Below are 17,510 nucleotides of genomic sequence, written 5' to 3'. Positions count from 1 at the left end.
TGCGGGCTACGCGCCCTCGTGGAGGACCGCGGTGATCAGCTCGCGCTGGGCCGGGGTCAGGTGGGGGTCGGCGCAGTGGGCCGTGCGGGTGTGGTCGACGGTGATGGTGTAGGTGAAGCCGTCCGGGACGGAGGGGGCGGGCGGAGACGGGGGAGAGGAAGAGGCGGGGGCGGCGAGGATGGAGGCGGCGAGGTCGGCGAGGTGGGGGCCGTCGGGGTGGGTGGAGGTGTCGAGCGTGGCGTGGCGGGCGATTCCGGCCAGGCCCCCGGTACGGGTGACCTCGATCCGCATGGTGGCTCCTCGTCCCCGTACGTGTGTCACGCCCCCGTGACATCCCCGGAGGGCTGCGTCCGCTGCCGTTCGCCGGTCGTCTGGCGCGGGAGGGCCGCGGGGGCCACGCCCACCTCGGTCCAGGCCGCGGTGACCGCCTGGGACTCGGTGCCCTCACCGTAACGGGCCCGGGCCGCGGACGCCGTGGCCGCGGCGAAAGTGGCGAAGTCGGCGTCGGCCGGGAGCGCGCCGCCGGTGAGGGTGTCGTACCAGATCTGGCCGGCCCGCTCCCAGGCATTGCCGCCCAGCGACTGCGCCACCAGGCAGAACGCGCGGTTGGGGATACCGGAGTTGATGTGGACACCGCCCTCGTCGTCGGCGGTCGTGACGTAACCGGACATGGAGGCGGGCTGCGGGTCCTTGCCGAGCCGCGGGTCGTCGTAGGCGGTGCCCGGGGCCTTCATGGAGCGCAGCGCCTGCCCGCTCACCCCCGGCGCGAGCAGCCCCGCGCCGATCAGCCAGTCCGCCTGCTCGGCGCTCTGCCCCAGTGAGTACTGCTTGATGAGGCTGCCGAAGACGTCGGAGACCGACTCGTTGAGCGCGCCGGACTGGCCGGAGTAGTCGAGGTTGGCGCTGTACTGGGTGACCCCGTGGGTGAGTTCGTGGCCGATGACGTCGAGCGGGAGGGTGAAGTCGAGGAAGACCTTCCCGTCGCCGTCGCCGAAGACCATCTGCTCGCCGTTCCAGAAGGCGTTGTTGTAGCCGCGCAGGTAGTGGACGCTGGCCTTCAGCGGCAGCCCGCGGCCGTCGATGGAGTGCCGGCCGTACGCCGCCAGGTAGGTGTCGAAGGTGGCGCCGAGGGCGTTGTACGCCCGGGTGACGCTCGCGTCCGGGGTGGCCGGCCCCTCCTCCGCGCGGACCTCGCGGCCGGGCAGCCTGTCCTCGTGCCCCGCGTCGTAGACCGTACGGTCCGGGTGGCCCGAGGCGGTCCCGCTGAAGGACGACGTATGGCCCGGCAGCGCCGTCAGCCGCCGCCGGGCGCGCTGCTGCGCGTCGTGCTCCAGCGTCCGCCGGGCCAGATCGGTCAGCTCGGCGTCGTCGCTGTGGGCGAGACGGTCCAGGACGTGTGGAGGCACGATCGTGCAGAAGACTCCCATACCGGCAAATGTGGCACAGCTCACATACCGCTGTCCCCGATTCCGGACCGAACCACGTAAAAGGGGTAACCGCCGCGCCGCGCGGTGACGCCTGCCCGCGTCTTGCATAGTGAGAGCGCCCACACCCCGGCTACGCGATCGAGCCGCCCTCGGCTATGGTCGACCCATCATGCGTTTCGGGCTGCTTCTCCTTAGCTGCCGCGGCGAGGGCCTGTAGTCGTAGGCCGACCCCCTCCCCGCGGAGTTCGGCGTTGTCCAAGCCGCCGTCGGCCGCCTCCGAGCGGACCCCGAGGAGCCAGAGCCCCCATGAGCACCCAGCGCGAGAACCAGAACCGTATCGGCCGTGCCACGCCCATCACCGCGGCGACCGTCACCCAGCGCCCGACCGCGATGCCGGTCCACAAGTACGGCCGCTACGAGCAGGTGGACCTGCCCGGCCGCACCTGGCCGGACGCCCGCGTCACCAAGGCCCCCCGCTGGCTCTCCACCGACCTGCGCGACGGCAACCAGGCGCTGATCGACCCGATGTCCCCGGCCCGCAAGCGCGAGATGTTCGACCTGCTGGTACGCATGGGCTACAAGGAGATCGAGGTCGGCTTCCCCTCCTCGGGCCAGACCGACTTCGACTTCGTGCGCTCCATCATCGAGCAGGACGCGATCCCCGAGGACGTGACGATCTCCGTCCTGACCCAGTCCCGCGAGGAACTGATCGAGCGGACCATCGAGTCGCTGGTCGGCGCCCGCCGGGCCACCGTGCACCTGTACAACGCGACCGCGCCGGTCTTCCGCCGGGTGGTCTTCCGCGGCACCCGTGAGCAGGTCAGGCAGATCGCGGTGGACGGCACCCGGCTGGTGATGGAGTACGCCGACAAGATCCTGACCGACGACACGGTCTTCGGCTACCAGTACAGCCCGGAGATCTTCACCGACACCGAGCTGGACTTCGCACTGGAGGTCTGCGAGGGCGTGATGGACGTCTGGCAGCCCGAGGAGGGCCGCGAGATCATCCTCAACCTGCCCGCCACCGTGGAGCGTTCGACCCCCTCCACGCACGCCGACCGGTTCGAGTGGATGTCCCGCAACCTGTCCCGGCGCGAGTACGTCTGCCTGTCCGTGCACCCGCACAACGACCGCGGTACGGCGGTGGCCGCCGCCGAACTGGCGCTGATGGCCGGCGCCGACCGGATCGAGGGCTGCCTGTTCGGGCAGGGCGAGCGCACCGGCAACGTCGACCTGGTCACGCTGGGCATGAACCTGTTCAGCCAGGGCATCGACCCGCAGATCGACTTCTCGCAGATCGACGAGGTACGGCGGACCGCCGAGTACTGCAACCAGATGGAGGTCCACCCGCGCCACCCGTACGCGGGCGACCTGGTCTACACGTCCTTCTCCGGCTCCCACCAGGACGCCATCAAGAAGGGCTTCGAGGCGATGGAGGCCGACGCCGCCGCCCAGGGCAGGACGGTGGACGAGCTCGAGTGGGCGGTGCCGTACCTGCCCATCGACCCCAAGGACGTCGGCCGCTCCTACGAGGCCGTGATCCGGGTCAACTCGCAGTCCGGCAAGGGCGGGGTGGCCTACGTGCTGAAGAACGAGCACAAGCTGGACCTGCCGCGCCGGATGCAGATCGAGTTCTCCCGGATCATCCAGGCCAAGACCGACACCGAAGGCGGCGAGGTCACCCCGGCGCAGATCTGGTCGGTCTTCCAGGACGAGTACCTGCCCACCCCGGAGAACGCCTGGGGCCGGATCGCGCTGCGCTCCGCCCAGACGCTCAGCTCCAGCGACGGCACCGACGAACTGACCGTCGAGGCCGAGGTGGACGGCGTCGTGACCACGCTGACCGGCACCGGCAACGGCCCGATCTCCGCCTTCTTCGACGCGCTGGGCTCGGTCGGGGTGGACGCCCGGCTGCTGGACTACACCGAGCACACCCTCAGCGAGGGCGCCAGCGCGCGGGCCGCGTCATACATCGAGTGCGCGATCGACGGCAAGGTGCTGTGGGGGATCGGTATCGACCCCAACACCACCCGGGCCTCGCTGCAGGCCGTGGTCTCCGCGGTCAACCGCGCGGGTCGCTGATCACCCTCCGGTGAGCGGGATCTGCGGCCGGCCTCCCGGTCGCCCCCGGCCGGTTTCCCGGCCGGGGGCGACCGGAACGGCCGCATTCCGTCCGTTCTGCCGCACGGTTGAGGGCACTTCGCGGTGAAGCCGGGACGGCCGGATCACGGCGTCAGGTGGCGGCAGGTGGCGGCACGGTGAATTTGCCCCCGTACGCGGTACTGACTGGGCCTCCCCGGTGTGGCTAACATCACGGCAGTACGGCACCGTTGCCGGAGCGTCTTCGCGCGCGTTCGGTCCGGCTTTGGTCGCGTACCGGAACGAAACGGGCCGGAGGGTGCAGCGTGATGAAGCTGGGGCTGTATTTCTGGGGTGTGCGTACCGCGTGGCACACCGAGGACGACGGTGAGTTCTTCTGCCCCGACTGCGGCGGCGACCGCGCCTACCACCGCAGAACCGGCACCCGCAGGCTGACCGTGCTCAAGGTGCCGCTGCTCGCCCGCGGTCCGGCCGGCACTGTCATCGAATGCACCGCCTGCCACCGGCAGTTCGGCCCCGAGGTGCTGCTGACCCCGACCACCACCCGGTTCGCGGCGATGCTGCGGGACGCCGTGCACACCATCGCGCTCGCGGTGCTCACCGCCGGCGGCGCGTCCGGGCGGCCCGCCCGGGAGGCGGCGGTCGGCGCGGTCCGCGCGGCCGGCTTCACCGACTGCACCGAGGAGCAACTGCTCGGTCTGCTGGCCGCGATCGTCGCCGACGAGGGCCGCTTCCGCCGGTCGGAGGAGCTCGGCCCCGACTCCTTCGCCGAGGCGGTGGACGGCTGCGGCAGCTGGCTGTCGATCGAACTCCACGAGGCGCTGGAACCCCTCACCGACCACCTGCTCACCCAGGGCCGCGAGCGGGTACTGCTCCAGGGCGCCCACATCGCCCTGGCCGACGGGCCCTACCTGCCCGCCGAGCGGGAGGTGCTGGAGGCGATCGGGCGGTGCCTGTCGCTGCACACCGACGACATCGAGCGGCTGCTGACCGCTGCTGCGGCGACCCCGTCCTGAGCCCGCGGCGGCGACCCCGTCCTGACCGCCGCGACGGCGACCCCGTCCTGAGCCCGCGGGGGCGGCCGGCGCCGGGCGCGCCTGCCGGGGGTGCGCGCCGGACCGGCCGTACGGGAGAATGGACCGCATGAGTCTGTTCCGCGACGACGGCATCGTGCTGCGCACCCAGAAACTGGGCGAGGCGGACCGGATCATCACGCTGCTGACCCGCCGGCACGGCCGGGTCCGGGCGGTGGCCAGAGGAGTGCGCCGCACCAAGTCGAAGTTCGGCGCGCGGCTGGAGCCGTTCAGCCATGTCGATGTGCAGTTCTTCGCCCGCGGCGGGGAACTCGTCGGCCGCGGCCTGCCGCTGTGCACGCAGGGCGAGACCATCGCCCCCTACGGCGGCGCCATCGTCGCCGACTACGACCGCTACACCTCGGGCACCGCGATGCTGGAGACGGCCGAGCGCTTCACCGACCACGAGGGCGAGCCGGCGGTCCAGCAGTATCTGCTGCTGGTCGGCGCGCTGCGTACGCTCGCCGCCGGGGAACACGAGCCGCGGCTGGTGCTCGACGCCTTCCTGCTGCGCTCGCTGGCCGTCAACGGCTACGCGCCCAGCTTCGACGACTGCGCCCGCTGCGGCATGACCGGGCCGAACCGTTTCTTTTCGGTCGGCGCGGGAGGAGTCGTCTGCGGCGACTGCCGGGTGCCCGGAAGCGTCGTACCCTCTCGGGAGTCACTGGAACTGCTCGGCGCGCTGCTGGGCGGGGACTGGGAGACCGCGGACGCCTGTGAACCCCGTCACTGCCGTGAGGGCAGCGGACTGGTCGCCGCGTACCTCCAGTGGCACCTGGAACGCGGACTGCGGTCGCTGCGGTTCGTCGAGCGGCAGCCGGACGTGGTCCTGGGCGCCCCCGCCGAGCCGGAGCGGTCTCCCCGGGCGGTGGCCGTGACACCCGAGCAGTAGCGTGGACAGGCGGCTGGACCCGGCCGTCAGGACAGCCGTCAGGAGAAGTACGACCATGGCACGCCGCGGGATTCTGACCCGTAACCGAACCTCGTACAAGACCCCGGAACCGCACCCGTCGGGTGCGCGGGCACCGAAGCTTCCCGGTGAGCTGGTCCCCAAGCACGTCGCCGTCGTGATGGACGGCAACGGCCGCTGGGCCAAGGAGCGCGGCCTGCCCCGCACCGAGGGCCACCGGGTCGGTGAGGGCGTGGTGATGGACGTGCTCAAGGGCTGCCTGGAGATCGGCGTCAAGAACCTGTCGCTGTACGCCTTCTCCACCGAGAACTGGAAGCGCTCGCCGGAGGAGGTGCGCTTCCTGATGAACTTCAACCGCGATGTCATCCGGCGCCGCCGCGACGAGATGGACGAGCTGGGCATCCGGATCCGCTGGGTGGGCCGGATGCCGAAGATGTGGAAGTCGGTCGTCCAGGAGCTCCAGGTCGCCCAGGAGCAGACGGTCGGCAACGACGCCATGACGCTCTACTTCTGCGTGAACTACGGCGGCCGCGCCGAGATCGCCGACGCCGCCCAGGCGCTGGCCCGGGACGTCGCCTCCGGCAAGCTGGACCCGGGCAAGGTCAACGAGAAGACCTTCGCCAAGTACCTGTACTACCCCGACATGCCGGACGTCGATCTCTTCCTGCGCCCCAGCGGCGAGCAGCGCACCTCCAACTACCTGCTCTGGCAGAGCAGTTACGCCGAGATGGTGTTCCAGGACGTGCTCTGGCCGGACTTCGACCGGCGTGACCTGTGGCGGGCCTGCATGGAGTACGCCTCCCGCGACCGGCGGTTCGGCGGCGCCATCCCCAACGAGGAGCAGATCCTCAACAGCTGACACGGCTGACGAACGCCCCGGGGGCGCCGGCGCCGGTCAGGACCGGCCCGGCGTCTCCGCCGCGGTCCGGGCGCCGGCGGCCTCCTCGGCCGCGCAGTCCGCGCAGGTGCCGAAGATCTCCATGGTGTGCGCCACGTTCACAAAACCGTGCTCGGCGGCGATGGTGTCCGCCCACTTCTCCACCGCGGGGCCCTCGACCTCGACCGCCTTGCCGCAGATCCGGCAGACCAGGTGGTGGTGGTGCCCGCCGCCGGAGCAGCGCCGGTAGACCGACTCGCCCTCGCCGGTGCGCAGCACGTCGATCTCGCCGGCGTCGGCGAGGGACTGCAGGGTGCGGTAGACCGTGGTGAGCCCCACCGAATCGCCCCGGTGCCTGAGCAGGTCGTGCAGATCCTGCGCGCTGCGGAACTCGTCGACCTCTTCCAGGGCAGCCGAAACGGCCGCCCGCTGCCGGGTCGAACGGCCAGCCACAGGATGCTTGGCGGTGCTCACCGGTGTCTCCTTCTCGGTCGTCGATCGTTCCCGGGCGGTGCTTCGCGCATCTGTCCGGGAAGCCCATTGTGCCAGGCTCAGCGGCGCTCAGGCGCGTACCGGAGCCTCCTCGGTGGTCTGCTGTGCGGGGAGCGCCACGTCCAGGCCGCAGTGCTCCCGCGCGGCCGCCGCCCGCCGGGTCCTGCGCGCCGCCAGCGGCGCCGCCGCCCCCGTCATCAGCAGGAAGACCGCCATCGAGGCCAGCACGATGCTCGCCCCCGGCGGCACATCCACGTAGTACGAGAAGACCGTCCCGGAGAGCGAGACGGTCACCCCGATCCCCATCGCCAGCGCCATCGTCCAGGCGAAACCCCGGGTGACCTGCTGGGCGGCGGCCACCGGGATCACCAGCAGCGCGCTGACCAGCAGCAGCCCCACGATCCGCATCGCCACCGTCACGGTCACCGCGGCGGTCACCGCGAGCAGCAGGTTCAGCGCCCGCACCGGCAGCCCGCCGACGCGGGCGAACTCCTCGTCCTGGCAGACCGCGAAGAGCTGCCGCCGCAGCCCCAGGGTGACCAGCAGGACGAAGACCGCCAGCGCCGCCATCGGCCACAGGTCCTGCGGCGAGACGCTGAGGATCGAGCCGAACAAGTACGCGGTGAGGTTGGCGTTGGAGCCGTTCGGCGCCAGGTAGATGATCATCACGCCGCCGGACATGCCGCCGTAGAAGAGCATCGCCAGCGCGATGTCGCCGCGGGTCCTGGCGTAGGAGCGGATCAGCTCCATCGCCACCGAGCCGAGCACCGCGACCAGCACCGCCGTCCACACCGGGCTGACCTGGAGCAGGAAGCCCAGGGCCACGCCGGTCAGCGCCACATGGCCGATGCCGTCGCCCATGATCGCCTGGCGGCGCTGCACCAGGAAGATGCCGACCGCGGGCGCGGTCAGGCCGATCAGCAGGGCGGCGAGCAGCGCCCGGTCCATGAAGGGGTAGCTCAGGATCTCCATCAGCGCAGCCCCGTCGTGTGTGTCTCGCCGGCGTGCGGGTGCACGTGGTCGTGGCCCGGCAGCGCGTGCTGCCCGACCCCCTGCGGCGGTGGTCCGTCGTGCACGACGCAGCCGTCCCGCAGCACCACCGCCCGGTCGATCAGCGGCTCCAGCGGGCCGAGTTCGTGCAGCACCAGCAGGACGGTGCTGCCAGCCGCGACCTGGGCGCGCAGGGTGCCCGCCAGGACGTCCTGGCCGGCCAGGTCGACGCCGGCCATCGGTTCGTCCATGATCAGCAGTTCGGGTTCGCCGGCCAGCGCGCGGGCGATCAGTACCCGCTGGTGCTGGCCGCCGGAGAGCGCGTCCACCGAGTCCTTCGCCCGGCCCGCCATCCCGACCAGGTCAAGCGCCCGGTCCACCGCGGCCCGGTCGGCCCGGCCCGGCCGGCGCAGCCGGGTGCGTGCCAGCCGCCCGGCCGAGACCACCTCGCGTACGGTGGCCGGCACCCCGCCGGCCGCGGTGGTGCGCTGCGGTACGTAGCCGATCCGCGCCCACTGCCGGAAGCGGGTGCCTGGCGTGCCGAACAGTTCCCACGACCCGCCGGAGAGCGGCACCTGGCCGACCACCGCGCGGACGGCCGTCGACTTGCCGGAGCCGTTCGCGCCGAGCAGGGCCACCACCTGGCCGCGGTCCACGGTGAGGTCGATGCCGCGCAGCACCGGGCGGCCGGCGAGCACGACGTGGGCGTCCCGCAACCGCACCACCGCCTCCGGCGCCGCGGATATCGGTGTCATCGCCCGGCCCCCAGTGCGCTCTGCAGGGCCCGCAGGTTGGCCTGCTGGACCTGGAAGTAGTCGCTGCCCCGGGACTGCCCGGTGATCCCCTCGATGGGGTCGAGCACGTCGGTGCGCAGTTTCAGGTCGCCGGCCACCGCGCGGGCGGCGCGATCACTGACCAGGGGTTCGAAGAAGACCGTGCTGACGTGCGTGCTCCTGGCCAGGTCCTGCAGGGCCTTCATCCGGGCGGCGCTCGGCTCGCTCTCCGGGTCGATGCCGTTGATCGACTCCTCGATCAGGCCGTAGCGCTCGGCGAGGTAGCCGAAGGCCGCGTGAGTGGTGACGAAGGTGTCCGAGGTACGGCCGCCAAGCCCGGCCCGGAAGCGCGCGTCGAGGGCGTCGAGCCTGGCCACCAGAGCGTCGGTGTTCTTGGCGTACGCGGGCGCGTGCGCCGGGTCCGCCTGCCGCAGCGCCGCGCCGACACCGCGGGCGACCTGGGCGTAGCGGACCGGGTCCAGCCAGATGTGCGGGTCGGCGCCCGGGTCGCTCCCGCCGCCGCTGCCGTTGTCGCCGGTGGTGTGGTCGCGGCCGTCCACCTCGGTGCCGTGGTCCTCCATCGAGGTCAGCTTCGCGGCGTCCACGCTGTGCTTCACCCCGGACTGCTCGATCGCCGCGTCCACCGCGGGCTGCAGGCCGTGCAGATACACCGCGAGTCCTGAGCCGCCGAGCCGGGCGACCTGGCGGGGGGAGAGCTCCAGGTCGTGCGGTTCGACGCCGGGCCTGGTGAGGTCGGTGACGGCCACGTGGGGCCCGCCGATCTGCCGGACCAGGAACTCCAGCGGGTAGAAGGAGGCGGTGACCTTGAGCCTTCCGTCGCTGGTGGTGGTCGCGGCGGCCGGGACCGAGCAGGCGGTGAGCGCCGTCAGGGCGAGGGCGGCTGCCGCGGCGAAGGCGGTGGCCGGAGGCACCCGGCGGCGGACGTTCATGACACTCATGTTCAGCCAAACTGGAAACGATTGTCAATTGCCGCCTGCTCCGGCCTGCCGGGCGGGGCGGGTCGTCCTTGCAGCCCGCGGAACGGATTTGATATGCGCCCGGGCCCCGCCGGTAATCTGGGACAACTGACCGCTTCGTCGTACTGAAGAGAGCACCGTGGCCGCCGACAAGATCGACACCATCGTCAGCCTGAGCAAGCGCCGTGGCTTCGTTTTCCCGAGCAGTGAGATTTACGGCGGCTCCAAGGCCGCCTGGGACTACGGACCGCTGGGCGTGGAGCTCAAGGAGAACATCAAGCGCCAGTGGTGGCGCTCGATGGTGATTTCGCGTGACGATGTGGTGGGTATCGACTCGTCGGTGATCCTCGCCCCCGAGGTGTGGGTCGCCTCCGGTCACGTGGCGACCTTCTCCGACCCGCTCACCGAGTGCACCTCCTGCCACAAGCGCTACCGCGCCGACCACCTGGAGGAGGCGTACGAGGCGAAGCACGGCAAGCTGCCGGCGAACGGGCTGGCCGACATCAACTGCCCGCACTGCGGCACCAAGGGCGCCTTCACCGAGCCCAAGCAGTTCTCCGGCATGCTGCAGACCCACCTCGGCCCGACCCAGGACGCCGGCTCGCTGGCGTACCTGCGGCCGGAGACCGCCCAGGGCATCTTTGTGAACTTCGCCCAGGTGCAGACCACTTCGCGGAAGAAGCCGCCGTTCGGCATCGCCCAGATGGGCAAGTCGTTCCGCAACGAGATCACCCCCGGCAACTTCATTTTCCGCACCCGCGAGTTCGAGCAGATGGAGATGGAGTTCTTCGTCAAGCCGGGCGAGGACGAGAAGTGGCACGAGTACTGGATGCAGGAGCGGTGGAACTGGTACACCGGCCTCGGCCTGCGCGAGGAGAACATCCGCTGGTACGACCACCCGAAGGAGAAGCTCTCCCACTACTCGAAGCGCACCGCTGACATCGAGTACCGCTTCAACTTCGGCGGCCAGGAGTTCAGCGAGCTCGAAGGCGTCGCCAACCGCACCGACTACGACCTGTCCTCGCACGCCAAGGCGTCCGGCCAGGACCTCTCGTACTTCGACCAGGAGGCAGGCGAGCGCTGGTTCCCCTACGTCATCGAGCCCGCGGCGGGGGTGAACCGGGCGATGCTCGCGTTCATGCTGGACGCGTACAACGAGGACGAGGCGCCCAACGCCAAGGGCGTCATGGAGAAGCGGACCGTCATGCGGCTCGACCCGCGGCTGGCGCCGGTCAAGGTCGCGGTCCTGCCGCTCTCCCGCAACCCCGAGCTCTCGCCGAAGGCGAAGGGCCTGGCCACCGCGCTGCGCAAGAACTGGAACATCGAGTTCGACGACGCGGGCGCGATCGGCCGCCGCTACCGCCGCCAGGACGAGATCGGCACGCCGTTCTGCGTCACGGTGGACTTCGACACCCTTGAGGACAACGCGGTGACGGTCCGCGAGCGCGACACGATGAAGCAGGAGCGGGTCTCCCTGGACCAGGTCGAGGCGTACCTCGGCTCCCGGCTGCTGGGCTGCTGACCGCGGCTTCGCAAGCGCCGGGCGGGCCCAGCCGTACCGGGCCCGCCCGGCGTCGGTGTTTCCGGCCCGCCCGGCGTCAGCCCGCCCGCCGCCGGGGCAGGTCCTGGGGGATCTCGCCCCGCCCGCTGTTCGAGGGCAGGCGGGTGGGCCGCCGCACCGCGGGCTCGGCCCGGGCGGCGGCCGAGGAGACCCGGATCGCCACGGTCACGCAGACCGCGGCCAGTGGAAGCTCCGCCGTGCAGGCCATCACCAGCGCCGTGGTGAACGCGGACCCCGTGGACGTCATCACGTCGAACCACGCGTCCACGACCAGCAGCGTCCCCGTGGCCCCGGCGGCAGCCGCCCGCAGCGGGTGGCGCCGCACCATGAGGAGCCCGGTGGCGATCAGCCCGGCCGCCTCCATGGCGTCGAGCCCGACCCACGCGGTGGCCCAGTGCGGGGCGGAGGCGGTCGGCGGCAGGTTGGTGGCGAGCACGTACAGCCAGGGCAGCAGGGCCACACCGCAGGCGGCCAGCGCGTAACCGGGCCACCGGCGCCGGGTCCGGGCCGGGGTGGCCACGGTGGCGCCGAGCGGCGCCACGTCACGTACGGACATCGCAGTACCCCTCCCTCCGGTCCTTCGCACTACCCGGAGAACGCCCGCAGGGCGGAAATCCCTTCCGTCAGCCTGCCCACTGATACCGGACCGCAATGACCGGCCGGCGAAAGAACCGGTACGGACCCCGGGGCGCGGCTGCCGCACCCCGGGGTCCGTGACGACCGCCGTACGCCGGTCTCAGACCACCGCACGGGGCAGCCGGGTGCTCAGGGCCGTCGTCGCCACCACCGTCAGCAACTGGGCCAGCAGCGTCCAGACCAGGGCGTCCCGGATACCCACCGACGTGGAGAGGGTCAAGAAGAGCGTGCCGAGGGTCGCCACGCCCAGCGCCAGGCTGGACTGCTGGGTGGTGGCCAGTGAACCGCCGCCCACTCCGGCCTGGGCCGGCGGCACCTCGCTGAGCACGATCCGGAAGACCACCGGCAGCACGAAGCCCTGCCCGAAGCCGACCAGCACCATGCCCGGTGCCAGCGCCCAGATCCCCAGGTGCGGCCAGCCCGACAGGAAGGTGCCGGCCAGGACCAGCAGGCCGACGCCCTGGAGCAGCGACCCGCCGGTCACCGTGCGGCGGCCGAACCTGGCCACCGCCCGCGGACCCAGCAGCGAGGCGGCGAAGAACGCGGCGCACAGCGGGGCCAGCGCACCGCCCGCGGCCAGCGCCCCGAAGTGCAGGCCGTCCTGCATGGCCACCGCCAGCACGAACATGAAGCCGCCGAAGCCGATGCAGAACGGCAGGATCAGCAGCAGCCCGCTGCGGACGCTGTGGATACGGACCAGGCTCGGCGGCAGCAGCGGGCTGCCGCCGGTGCGTTCACCGTGCCGCTCCACCGCCACGAAGGCCGCGGCGGCGAACGGTGAGATGCCGAGCAGCACCCACGACCAGAGCGGCCAGCCGGCCGCGCGGCCCTCGGTGAGCGGCAGCAGCAGGGTGATCAGGGTCACCGCGAGCAGCACCGTGCCGGACCGGTCGATCCGTGCCGGGTGCGCCGAGCGGGTCTCCGGCACCGAGCGCAGCGCCAGCACCAGGGCCACCGCGGCGATCGGTACGTTCACCAGGAAGATCGAGCGCCAGCCGCTGCCGGCGATGTCCGCGGAGACCAGCACGCCGCCGAGCACCTGCCCGACGACGCTGGCGATACCGGCGGTGGCGCCGTAGTAGCTGAGCGCCTTGCCGCGGCTGCTGCCGGAGGTGGCGGACTGGATGGTGGCCAGCGCCTGCGGGAGGAGCAGCGCGGAGGCGGCGCCCTGGGCGACGCGGGCGGCCACCAGCGTCCAGGCGCTGGGGGCCAGTCCGCAGGCCAGCGAGGTCAGGGCGAAGGTTGCCAGACCCCACAGGAAGAGATTGCGGCGGCCGAACATGTCGCCGAGCCGGCCGCCGAGCACCAGCAGCACCGCGTAGGCGACGCCGTAGCCGGCGACCACCATCTCCAGGACCGCGGGGCCCGCGTCCAGGTCGCGGTCGATGGTGGGCAGGGCGACGTTGACGATGAAGAAGTCGACCATCGGCAGGGCCGCGCCGAGCAGCACGGTGAGCAGGCCGAGCGCGCTGAGCGTCGGGGCGGGGACCTTGGACGCCTTGGTGGGTGTCTCGGTGGACGCCTTGGCGGGCGCCTTGGTGGGCGCTGAACGTGACGAGGGTGACGGGGACGGAGCGGGGGTGGGTGCGCCGATGCGGGTCACGCGCGGCAGCACCTCGGCCCGGGAGGTCAAAGTGGGGTCCATTCGGTCGGTCACATGGTTCAGACTGGACCTCTTCCCAAGGGGGTACCAGAGAGCGTTTATCCAGGTATACGGACCACCTGGCAACCGGCTGCCCGATGGGGCACCCTGGGAGCATGACCTCAGCCATCGACGCCGCGGCGCCATCGGCGGCCCTGACCCCGGCCGCCGTGGCCTCCGCGACGACGTCCGGCGCAGTGGCCGACGGCGGTGAGAGCCGCCGCCGCGAGCTGGCGTCCTTCCTGCGCAGCCGCCGGGAGCGGATCTCACCCGAGCAGGTCGGGCTGCCGCCGGGCCGCAGGCGCCGCACCCCCGGACTGCGCCGCGAGGAGGTCGCGCAGCTCGCCGCGGTCGGGGTGACCTGGTACACGTGGCTGGAGCAGGCCCGGGAGATCCAGGTCTCCGGGCAGGTCGCCGACGCCATCGCCCGCGCGCTGATGCTGGACCGCAACGAGCGCGGCCACCTCTTCACGCTGGCCGGCACCACCGACCCGCACCCGCTGCTCGACTGCCCCGGTATGTCACCCGCGGTGCGGGCCATGATCGACCAGCTGGAGCCGCTGCCCGCCGCGGTCATCAACAGCCGGTACGACATCATCGCGTACAACCGCACCTACGGCCGGCTGGTCACCGACCTGGACGCGCTGCCGGTCGAGGACCACAACATCATGTGGCTCTGCTTCACCGACCCGCGGTGGAAGGAGCGGATGCTGGACCGCGAGCTGAACGTCCGGCTGATGGCCGCGAAGTTCCGTGTCTCGCTGGGCCAGCACCTCGGCGAACCCGCCTGGAAGACGCTGCTCAAGCGGCTGCAGCAGGCGTCGCCGGAGTTCTGCGAGGTCTGGGAGCGGCACGAGGTCCTCCAGCCCGAGGCGCACGTCAAGCGCTACCTCAACCCCGAAGTCGGCCCGCTCGCCTTCGACTTCACCCACCTGTGGCTCGGCCCGCAGGCAGGGCCCCGGCTCACCACGTACACCCCGGCCGACGCCACCACCCGCGAGCGGCTGGAGCGGCTGCACGCCCGCATCCTGGCGGAGCAGGCGCCGGTCGCGGTCTGAGCCCGCGGCCGGGCGGGGGGCCGGGCCCCCGCCGGGGTGCCGGCCGGGCCCGCTCGGGCCCTGTCGAGCAAGGTCGGGCCCGGTCGCCGGTGAGCCGCGGTTCCGGTCGCGGCCCGGGGCGCTCTAGGCTGGCGGGTGCAGCTGGTTCGCGTCCGCCCGCCAGGCGGAAGCGTCGTAAGAGGGAACCCGGTGGGAATCCGGGACTGCCCCGCAGCGGTGAGCGGGAACGACCGCCGTCATACGCACTGGGTCCCTGCGGACCTGGGAAGCGACGGCCAGTAGGTGTGGCGCCCTGAGCCTCGGCACAGGGTCCATGTGCCCGCGAGTCCGAAGACCTGCCCGCTGCCCGCGCACGCCCGGTGCGTACGCGGAACTCCGGTGACCCCGAGGGCGGGTCGGTACGGGACGAGGCGGCACCCGAGGGTGACCCGCCGGTTCCCCCTTCGCGTCGTCGCCCGGTCCCCGGAACCGTCGGGACACCCGCTCGCGAAGGAGAGCCCCCATGACAGACCAGACCGTCACGACGCCCCGAGCCACCGTGTACGGCTATCCCCGGCAAGGCGGCGACCGGGAGCTGAAGAAGGCGATCGAGGGCTACTGGAAGGGCCGGGTCACCGCCGGCGCCCTCCGGCAGACCGCGGCCGGCCTGCGCCGCGCCAACTGGCTGCAGCTCGCAGACGCCGGCCTCGGCGAGGTGCCGACCGGCGACTTCTCGGCCTATGACCACATGCTCGACACCACCGTGATGGTCGGCGCGATCCCGGACCGGCACCGCGCCGAGGTCCGCAACGACGCGCTGGACGGCTACTTCGCGATGGCCCGCGGCACCCAGGACGCGGCGCCGCTGGAGATGACCAAGTGGTTCGACACCAACTACCACTACCTCGTACCGGAGTTGGGCCCCGATACGGAGTTCGCCGCCGATTCCACCCAGCAGGTCGCCCAGTTGCGGGAGGCGCTGGCCCTCGGGCTGTACGGCCGCCCGGTGCTGGTGGGACCGGTGACGTACCTGCTGCTGGCCAAGCCCGCCCCGGGCGTGCCCGCCGGTTTCGAACCGCTGACCCTGCTGGACCGGCTGCTCCCGGTCTACGCCCAGGTCCTCGCCGACCTGCGGGCCGCGGGCGCCGGATGGGTGCAACTCGACGAGCCGGCACTGGTGCAGGACCGCACCCCGGCAGAGCTTTCCGCCGTCGCCCGTGCCTACGCGGAACTCGGCGCGCTCACCGACCGGCCCAGGCTCCTGGTCGCCTCCTACTTCGGACGGCTCGGCGACGCCCTGCCGGTGCTGGCCAAGGCGCCGGTCGACGGTCTGGCGCTGGACTTCACCGGTCCCGGCGCCGCCAACCTCGACGGTCTGGCGGCGGCCGGCGGACTGCCGGGCAAGCGGCTGGTCGCCGGCGTGGTGGACGGCCGCAACGTATGGATCAACGACCTGAGCGCGTCGCTGAAGACGCTGGGCACCCTGCTCGGCCTCGCCGGCCGGGTCGACGTCGCCGCCTCCTGCTCGCTGCTGCATGTGCCGCTCGACGTCACCGCCGAGAAGGACATCGACCCACGGATCGCCCGCTGGCTGGCCTTCGCCCGGCAGAAGACCGCCGAGATCGTCACCCTGGCCACCGGACTCGCACGCGGCACCGGCTCCATCGAGGCCGAACTGACCGCCAACAAGAGCGACTTGGCGGACCGGGCGCGCTCTTCGCTGATCCACGACCCGGCGGTACGGGCCCGCGCCGCGGCCGTCGGCGACGACGACCACCACCGCGCCGAGCCGTACGCGAAGCGCACCGTCGGCCAGCGGCTGCGGCTCAACCTGCCGCCCCTGCCGACCACCACCATCGGTTCCTTCCCGCAGACCGACGATCTGCGGGCGGCCCGCGCCGACCTGCGGGCCGGCCGGATCGACGCGGAAGGGTACGAGGAGCGGATGGCGGCCGCCGTCCGCGAGGTCATCGCCTTCCAGGAAGCGGCCGGCCTCGATGTCCTGGTGCACGGCGAACCCGAACGCAACGACATGGTCCAGTACTTCGCCGAGCAGCTCAGCGGCTACCTCGCCACCCGGCACGGCTGGGTCCAGTCCTACGGCACCCGCTACGTGCGCCCGCCGATCCTGGCCGGTGACATCTCCCGGCCCGGGCCGATGAGCGTGCGCTGGACGACGTACGCGCAGTCGCTCACCGCGCGCCCGGTCAAGGGCATGCTCACCGGGCCCGTCACGATGCTCGCCTGGTCCTTCGTCCGTGACGACCAGCCGCTCGCCGACACCGCCCGCCAGGTCGCGCTCGCGCTGCGCGACGAGGTCGCCGATCTGGAGGCGGCCGGCACGGCGGTGATCCAGGTGGACGAGCCCGCGCTGCGTGAGACCCTGCCGCTGCGAGCCGCCGACCGGCCGGCGTATCTGGCGTGGGCCACCGAGGCGTTCCGTCTCACCACCAGCGGGGTGCGGGCCGACACCCAGATCCACACCCACATGTGCTACGCCGAGTTCGGCGACATCGTGCAGGCCATCGACGATCTTGACGCGGATGTGATCAGCCTGGAGGCCGCCCGCTCCCACATGCAGGTCGCGGGCGAACTGGCGGCGCAGGGCTACCCCCGTGAGGCCGGGCCCGGTGTCTACGACATCCACTCGCCCCGCGTTCCGGACACCGCCGAGGTGACCGCCTTGCTGCGCAAGGGACTTGAGGCCATCCCGGCGGACCGTCTGTGGGTCAACCCCGACTGCGGCCTGAAAACCCGCGGCTGGCCGGAAACGCGGCGCTCCCTCGAACATCTGGTAGCCGCGGCCCGCGAGCTGCGTACCACCCTGACCGCGGACGCCTGACCGCGGGCCGGGGAGCCCCCCGGGCCTCGGTTCGGGACGGTGGGGTTCGGGGCCCGCAGCCCCGGGCGGCGAGTTGGGGGCCGTGGGTTCCGGACCGTCGGTCTCGCGTCTCGGTCCCGGACCCCGGTTTCCGGGCGGTGGGTTCGGGGCCACGGGGTCACTGTGCTCAGCGC

General features: G+C 72.1%; 14 protein-coding genes, 1 pseudogene and 1 riboswitch. Of the genes and pseudogenes, 7 read left to right on the top strand and 8 right to left on the bottom strand.

All coding sequences use genetic code 11. The annotated features are described in order from the left end of the window. Nucleotides 1-6: 6 nt before the first annotated feature. Together OG552_RS11330 and OG552_RS11325 are read right to left on the bottom strand one after the other, a co-directional pair. On the bottom strand, nucleotides 7-291 hold the full coding sequence (locus tag OG552_RS11330; RefSeq protein WP_329131839.1) for a protealysin inhibitor emfourin: 285 nt from the start codon (nucleotides 289-291) through the stop codon (nucleotides 7-9). A gap of 26 nt (nucleotides 292-317) precedes the next feature. Then, nucleotides 318-1,427: a M4 family metallopeptidase gene (locus tag OG552_RS11325; protein WP_329131838.1), complete on the bottom strand. Its 1,110-nt coding sequence runs from the start codon at nucleotides 1,425-1,427 to the stop codon at nucleotides 318-320. Nucleotides 1,428-1,733: 306 nt separating this feature from the next. On the opposite strand from OG552_RS11325, the gene leuA reads away from it, so the two are divergent. The 4 genes and pseudogenes from leuA (at nucleotide 1,734) to OG552_RS11305 (ending at nucleotide 6,369) form a co-directional block, all read left to right on the top strand. Next, complete coding sequence (leuA, locus tag OG552_RS11320) at nucleotides 1,734-3,509, top strand: 2-isopropylmalate synthase (RefSeq protein ID WP_329131836.1); 1,776 nt, start codon at nucleotides 1,734-1,736, stop codon at nucleotides 3,507-3,509. 326 nt (nucleotides 3,510-3,835) lie between these two features. Further along, the gene (locus OG552_RS11315; protein ID WP_329131834.1) at nucleotides 3,836-4,543 is read left to right on the top strand and encodes a TerB family tellurite resistance protein; all 708 of its coding nucleotides are present in this window, start codon (nucleotides 3,836-3,838) and stop codon (nucleotides 4,541-4,543) included. 127 nt (nucleotides 4,544-4,670) lie between these two features. Further along, nucleotides 4,671-5,414 (top strand): annotated as a pseudogene (gene recO / locus OG552_RS11310) (DNA repair protein RecO); the annotation flags it as partial. 133 nt (nucleotides 5,415-5,547) lie between these two features. Then, nucleotides 5,548-6,369 carry an isoprenyl transferase gene (locus OG552_RS11305; RefSeq protein WP_329131832.1) on the top strand — a complete coding sequence of 274 codons (822 nt, stop codon included), beginning with the start codon at nucleotides 5,548-5,550 and terminating at the stop codon, nucleotides 6,367-6,369. 36 nt (nucleotides 6,370-6,405) lie between these two features. Here the strand turns inward: OG552_RS11305 and OG552_RS11300 are convergent, their stop codons facing one another. From OG552_RS11300 to OG552_RS11285, 4 genes are all read right to left on the bottom strand, one after another. Then, nucleotides 6,406-6,861 carry a Fur family transcriptional regulator gene (locus OG552_RS11300; protein WP_329131830.1) on the bottom strand — a complete coding sequence of 152 codons (456 nt, stop codon included), beginning with the start codon at nucleotides 6,859-6,861 and terminating at the stop codon, nucleotides 6,406-6,408. Nucleotides 6,862-6,948: 87 nt separating this feature from the next. Further along, nucleotides 6,949-7,851, bottom strand: a complete 903-nt coding sequence (locus OG552_RS11295) for a metal ABC transporter permease (RefSeq protein WP_329131828.1) — start codon at nucleotides 7,849-7,851, stop codon at nucleotides 6,949-6,951. Continuing rightward, nucleotides 7,851-8,624 carry a metal ABC transporter ATP-binding protein gene (locus tag OG552_RS11290; RefSeq protein WP_329131827.1) on the bottom strand — a complete coding sequence of 258 codons (774 nt, stop codon included), beginning with the start codon at nucleotides 8,622-8,624 and terminating at the stop codon, nucleotides 7,851-7,853. The genes OG552_RS11295 and OG552_RS11290 overlap by 1 nt, the downstream gene beginning before the upstream one ends. Next, on the bottom strand, nucleotides 8,621-9,592 hold the full coding sequence (locus OG552_RS11285; protein ID WP_329131826.1) for a metal ABC transporter substrate-binding protein: 972 nt from the start codon (nucleotides 9,590-9,592) through the stop codon (nucleotides 8,621-8,623). Before OG552_RS11285 ends, OG552_RS11290 begins: the two co-directional genes overlap by 4 nt. Nucleotides 9,593-9,758: 166 nt before the next feature. On the opposite strand from OG552_RS11285, the gene OG552_RS11280 reads away from it, so the two are divergent. Then, on the top strand, nucleotides 9,759-11,141 hold the full coding sequence (locus OG552_RS11280) for a glycine--tRNA ligase (protein WP_329131824.1): 1,383 nt from the start codon (nucleotides 9,759-9,761) through the stop codon (nucleotides 11,139-11,141). 76 nt (nucleotides 11,142-11,217) lie between these two features. Here OG552_RS11280 and OG552_RS11275 read toward each other — a convergent pair whose 3' ends face one another. Next, on the bottom strand, nucleotides 11,218-11,736 hold the full coding sequence (locus OG552_RS11275) for a hypothetical protein (protein WP_329131822.1): 519 nt from the start codon (nucleotides 11,734-11,736) through the stop codon (nucleotides 11,218-11,220). Nucleotides 11,737-11,916: 180 nt separating this feature from the next. Continuing rightward, nucleotides 11,917-13,461, bottom strand: coding sequence for an MFS transporter (locus tag OG552_RS11270; RefSeq protein WP_329140728.1), 1,545 nt, complete (start codon nucleotides 13,459-13,461; stop codon nucleotides 11,917-11,919). Between the two features lie 113 nt (nucleotides 13,462-13,574). Here OG552_RS11270 and OG552_RS11265 point away from each other — a divergent pair, with 113 nt between their 5' ends. Together OG552_RS11265 and metE are read left to right on the top strand one after the other, a co-directional pair. Continuing rightward, nucleotides 13,575-14,516: a helix-turn-helix transcriptional regulator gene (locus tag OG552_RS11265; RefSeq protein ID WP_329131820.1), complete on the top strand. Its 942-nt coding sequence runs from the start codon at nucleotides 13,575-13,577 to the stop codon at nucleotides 14,514-14,516. A gap of 125 nt (nucleotides 14,517-14,641) precedes the next feature. Next, nucleotides 14,642-14,873, top strand: a riboswitch (cobalamin riboswitch). Nucleotides 14,874-15,018: 145 nt separating this feature from the next. Continuing rightward, nucleotides 15,019-17,337, top strand: a complete 2,319-nt coding sequence (gene metE / locus OG552_RS11260) for a 5-methyltetrahydropteroyltriglutamate--homocysteine S-methyltransferase (RefSeq protein ID WP_329131818.1) — start codon at nucleotides 15,019-15,021, stop codon at nucleotides 17,335-17,337. Nucleotides 17,338-17,510: the final 173 nt, after the last annotated feature.

The sequence above is a fragment of the Streptomyces sp. NBC_01476 genome, from assembly GCF_036227265.1.
Classification (GTDB): Bacteria; Actinomycetota; Actinomycetes; order Streptomycetales; family Streptomycetaceae; genus Actinacidiphila.
This window is presented reverse-complemented; position numbering and strand designations above follow the sequence as displayed.

What these genes read in the sequence shown, in the direction of transcription:
- OG552_RS11330 (WP_329131839.1), bottom strand. Translation starts at nt 291, where the DNA reads ATGCGGATCGAGGTCACCCGTACCGGGGGCCTGGCCGGAATCGCCCGC.
- OG552_RS11325 (WP_329131838.1), bottom strand. Translation starts at nt 1,427, where the DNA reads ATGGGAGTCTTCTGCACGATCGTGCCTCCACACGTCCTGGACCGTCTC.
- leuA (WP_329131836.1), top strand. Translation starts at nt 1,734, where the DNA reads ATGAGCACCCAGCGCGAGAACCAGAACCGTATCGGCCGTGCCACGCCC.
- OG552_RS11315 (WP_329131834.1), top strand. Translation starts at nt 3,836, where the DNA reads ATGAAGCTGGGGCTGTATTTCTGGGGTGTGCGTACCGCGTGGCACACC.
- OG552_RS11305 (WP_329131832.1), top strand. Translation starts at nt 5,548, where the DNA reads ATGGCACGCCGCGGGATTCTGACCCGTAACCGAACCTCGTACAAGACC.
- OG552_RS11295 (WP_329131828.1), bottom strand. Translation starts at nt 7,851, where the DNA reads ATGGAGATCCTGAGCTACCCCTTCATGGACCGGGCGCTGCTCGCCGCC.
- OG552_RS11290 (WP_329131827.1), bottom strand. Translation starts at nt 8,624, where the DNA reads ATGACACCGATATCCGCGGCGCCGGAGGCGGTGGTGCGGTTGCGGGAC.
- OG552_RS11285 (WP_329131826.1), bottom strand. Translation starts at nt 9,592, where the DNA reads ATGAACGTCCGCCGCCGGGTGCCTCCGGCCACCGCCTTCGCCGCGGCA.
- OG552_RS11275 (WP_329131822.1), bottom strand. Translation starts at nt 11,736, where the DNA reads ATGTCCGTACGTGACGTGGCGCCGCTCGGCGCCACCGTGGCCACCCCG.
- OG552_RS11270 (WP_329140728.1), bottom strand. Translation starts at nt 13,461, where the DNA reads ATGGACCCCACTTTGACCTCCCGGGCCGAGGTGCTGCCGCGCGTGACC.
- OG552_RS11265 (WP_329131820.1), top strand. Translation starts at nt 13,575, where the DNA reads ATGACCTCAGCCATCGACGCCGCGGCGCCATCGGCGGCCCTGACCCCG.
- metE (WP_329131818.1), top strand. Translation starts at nt 15,019, where the DNA reads ATGACAGACCAGACCGTCACGACGCCCCGAGCCACCGTGTACGGCTAT.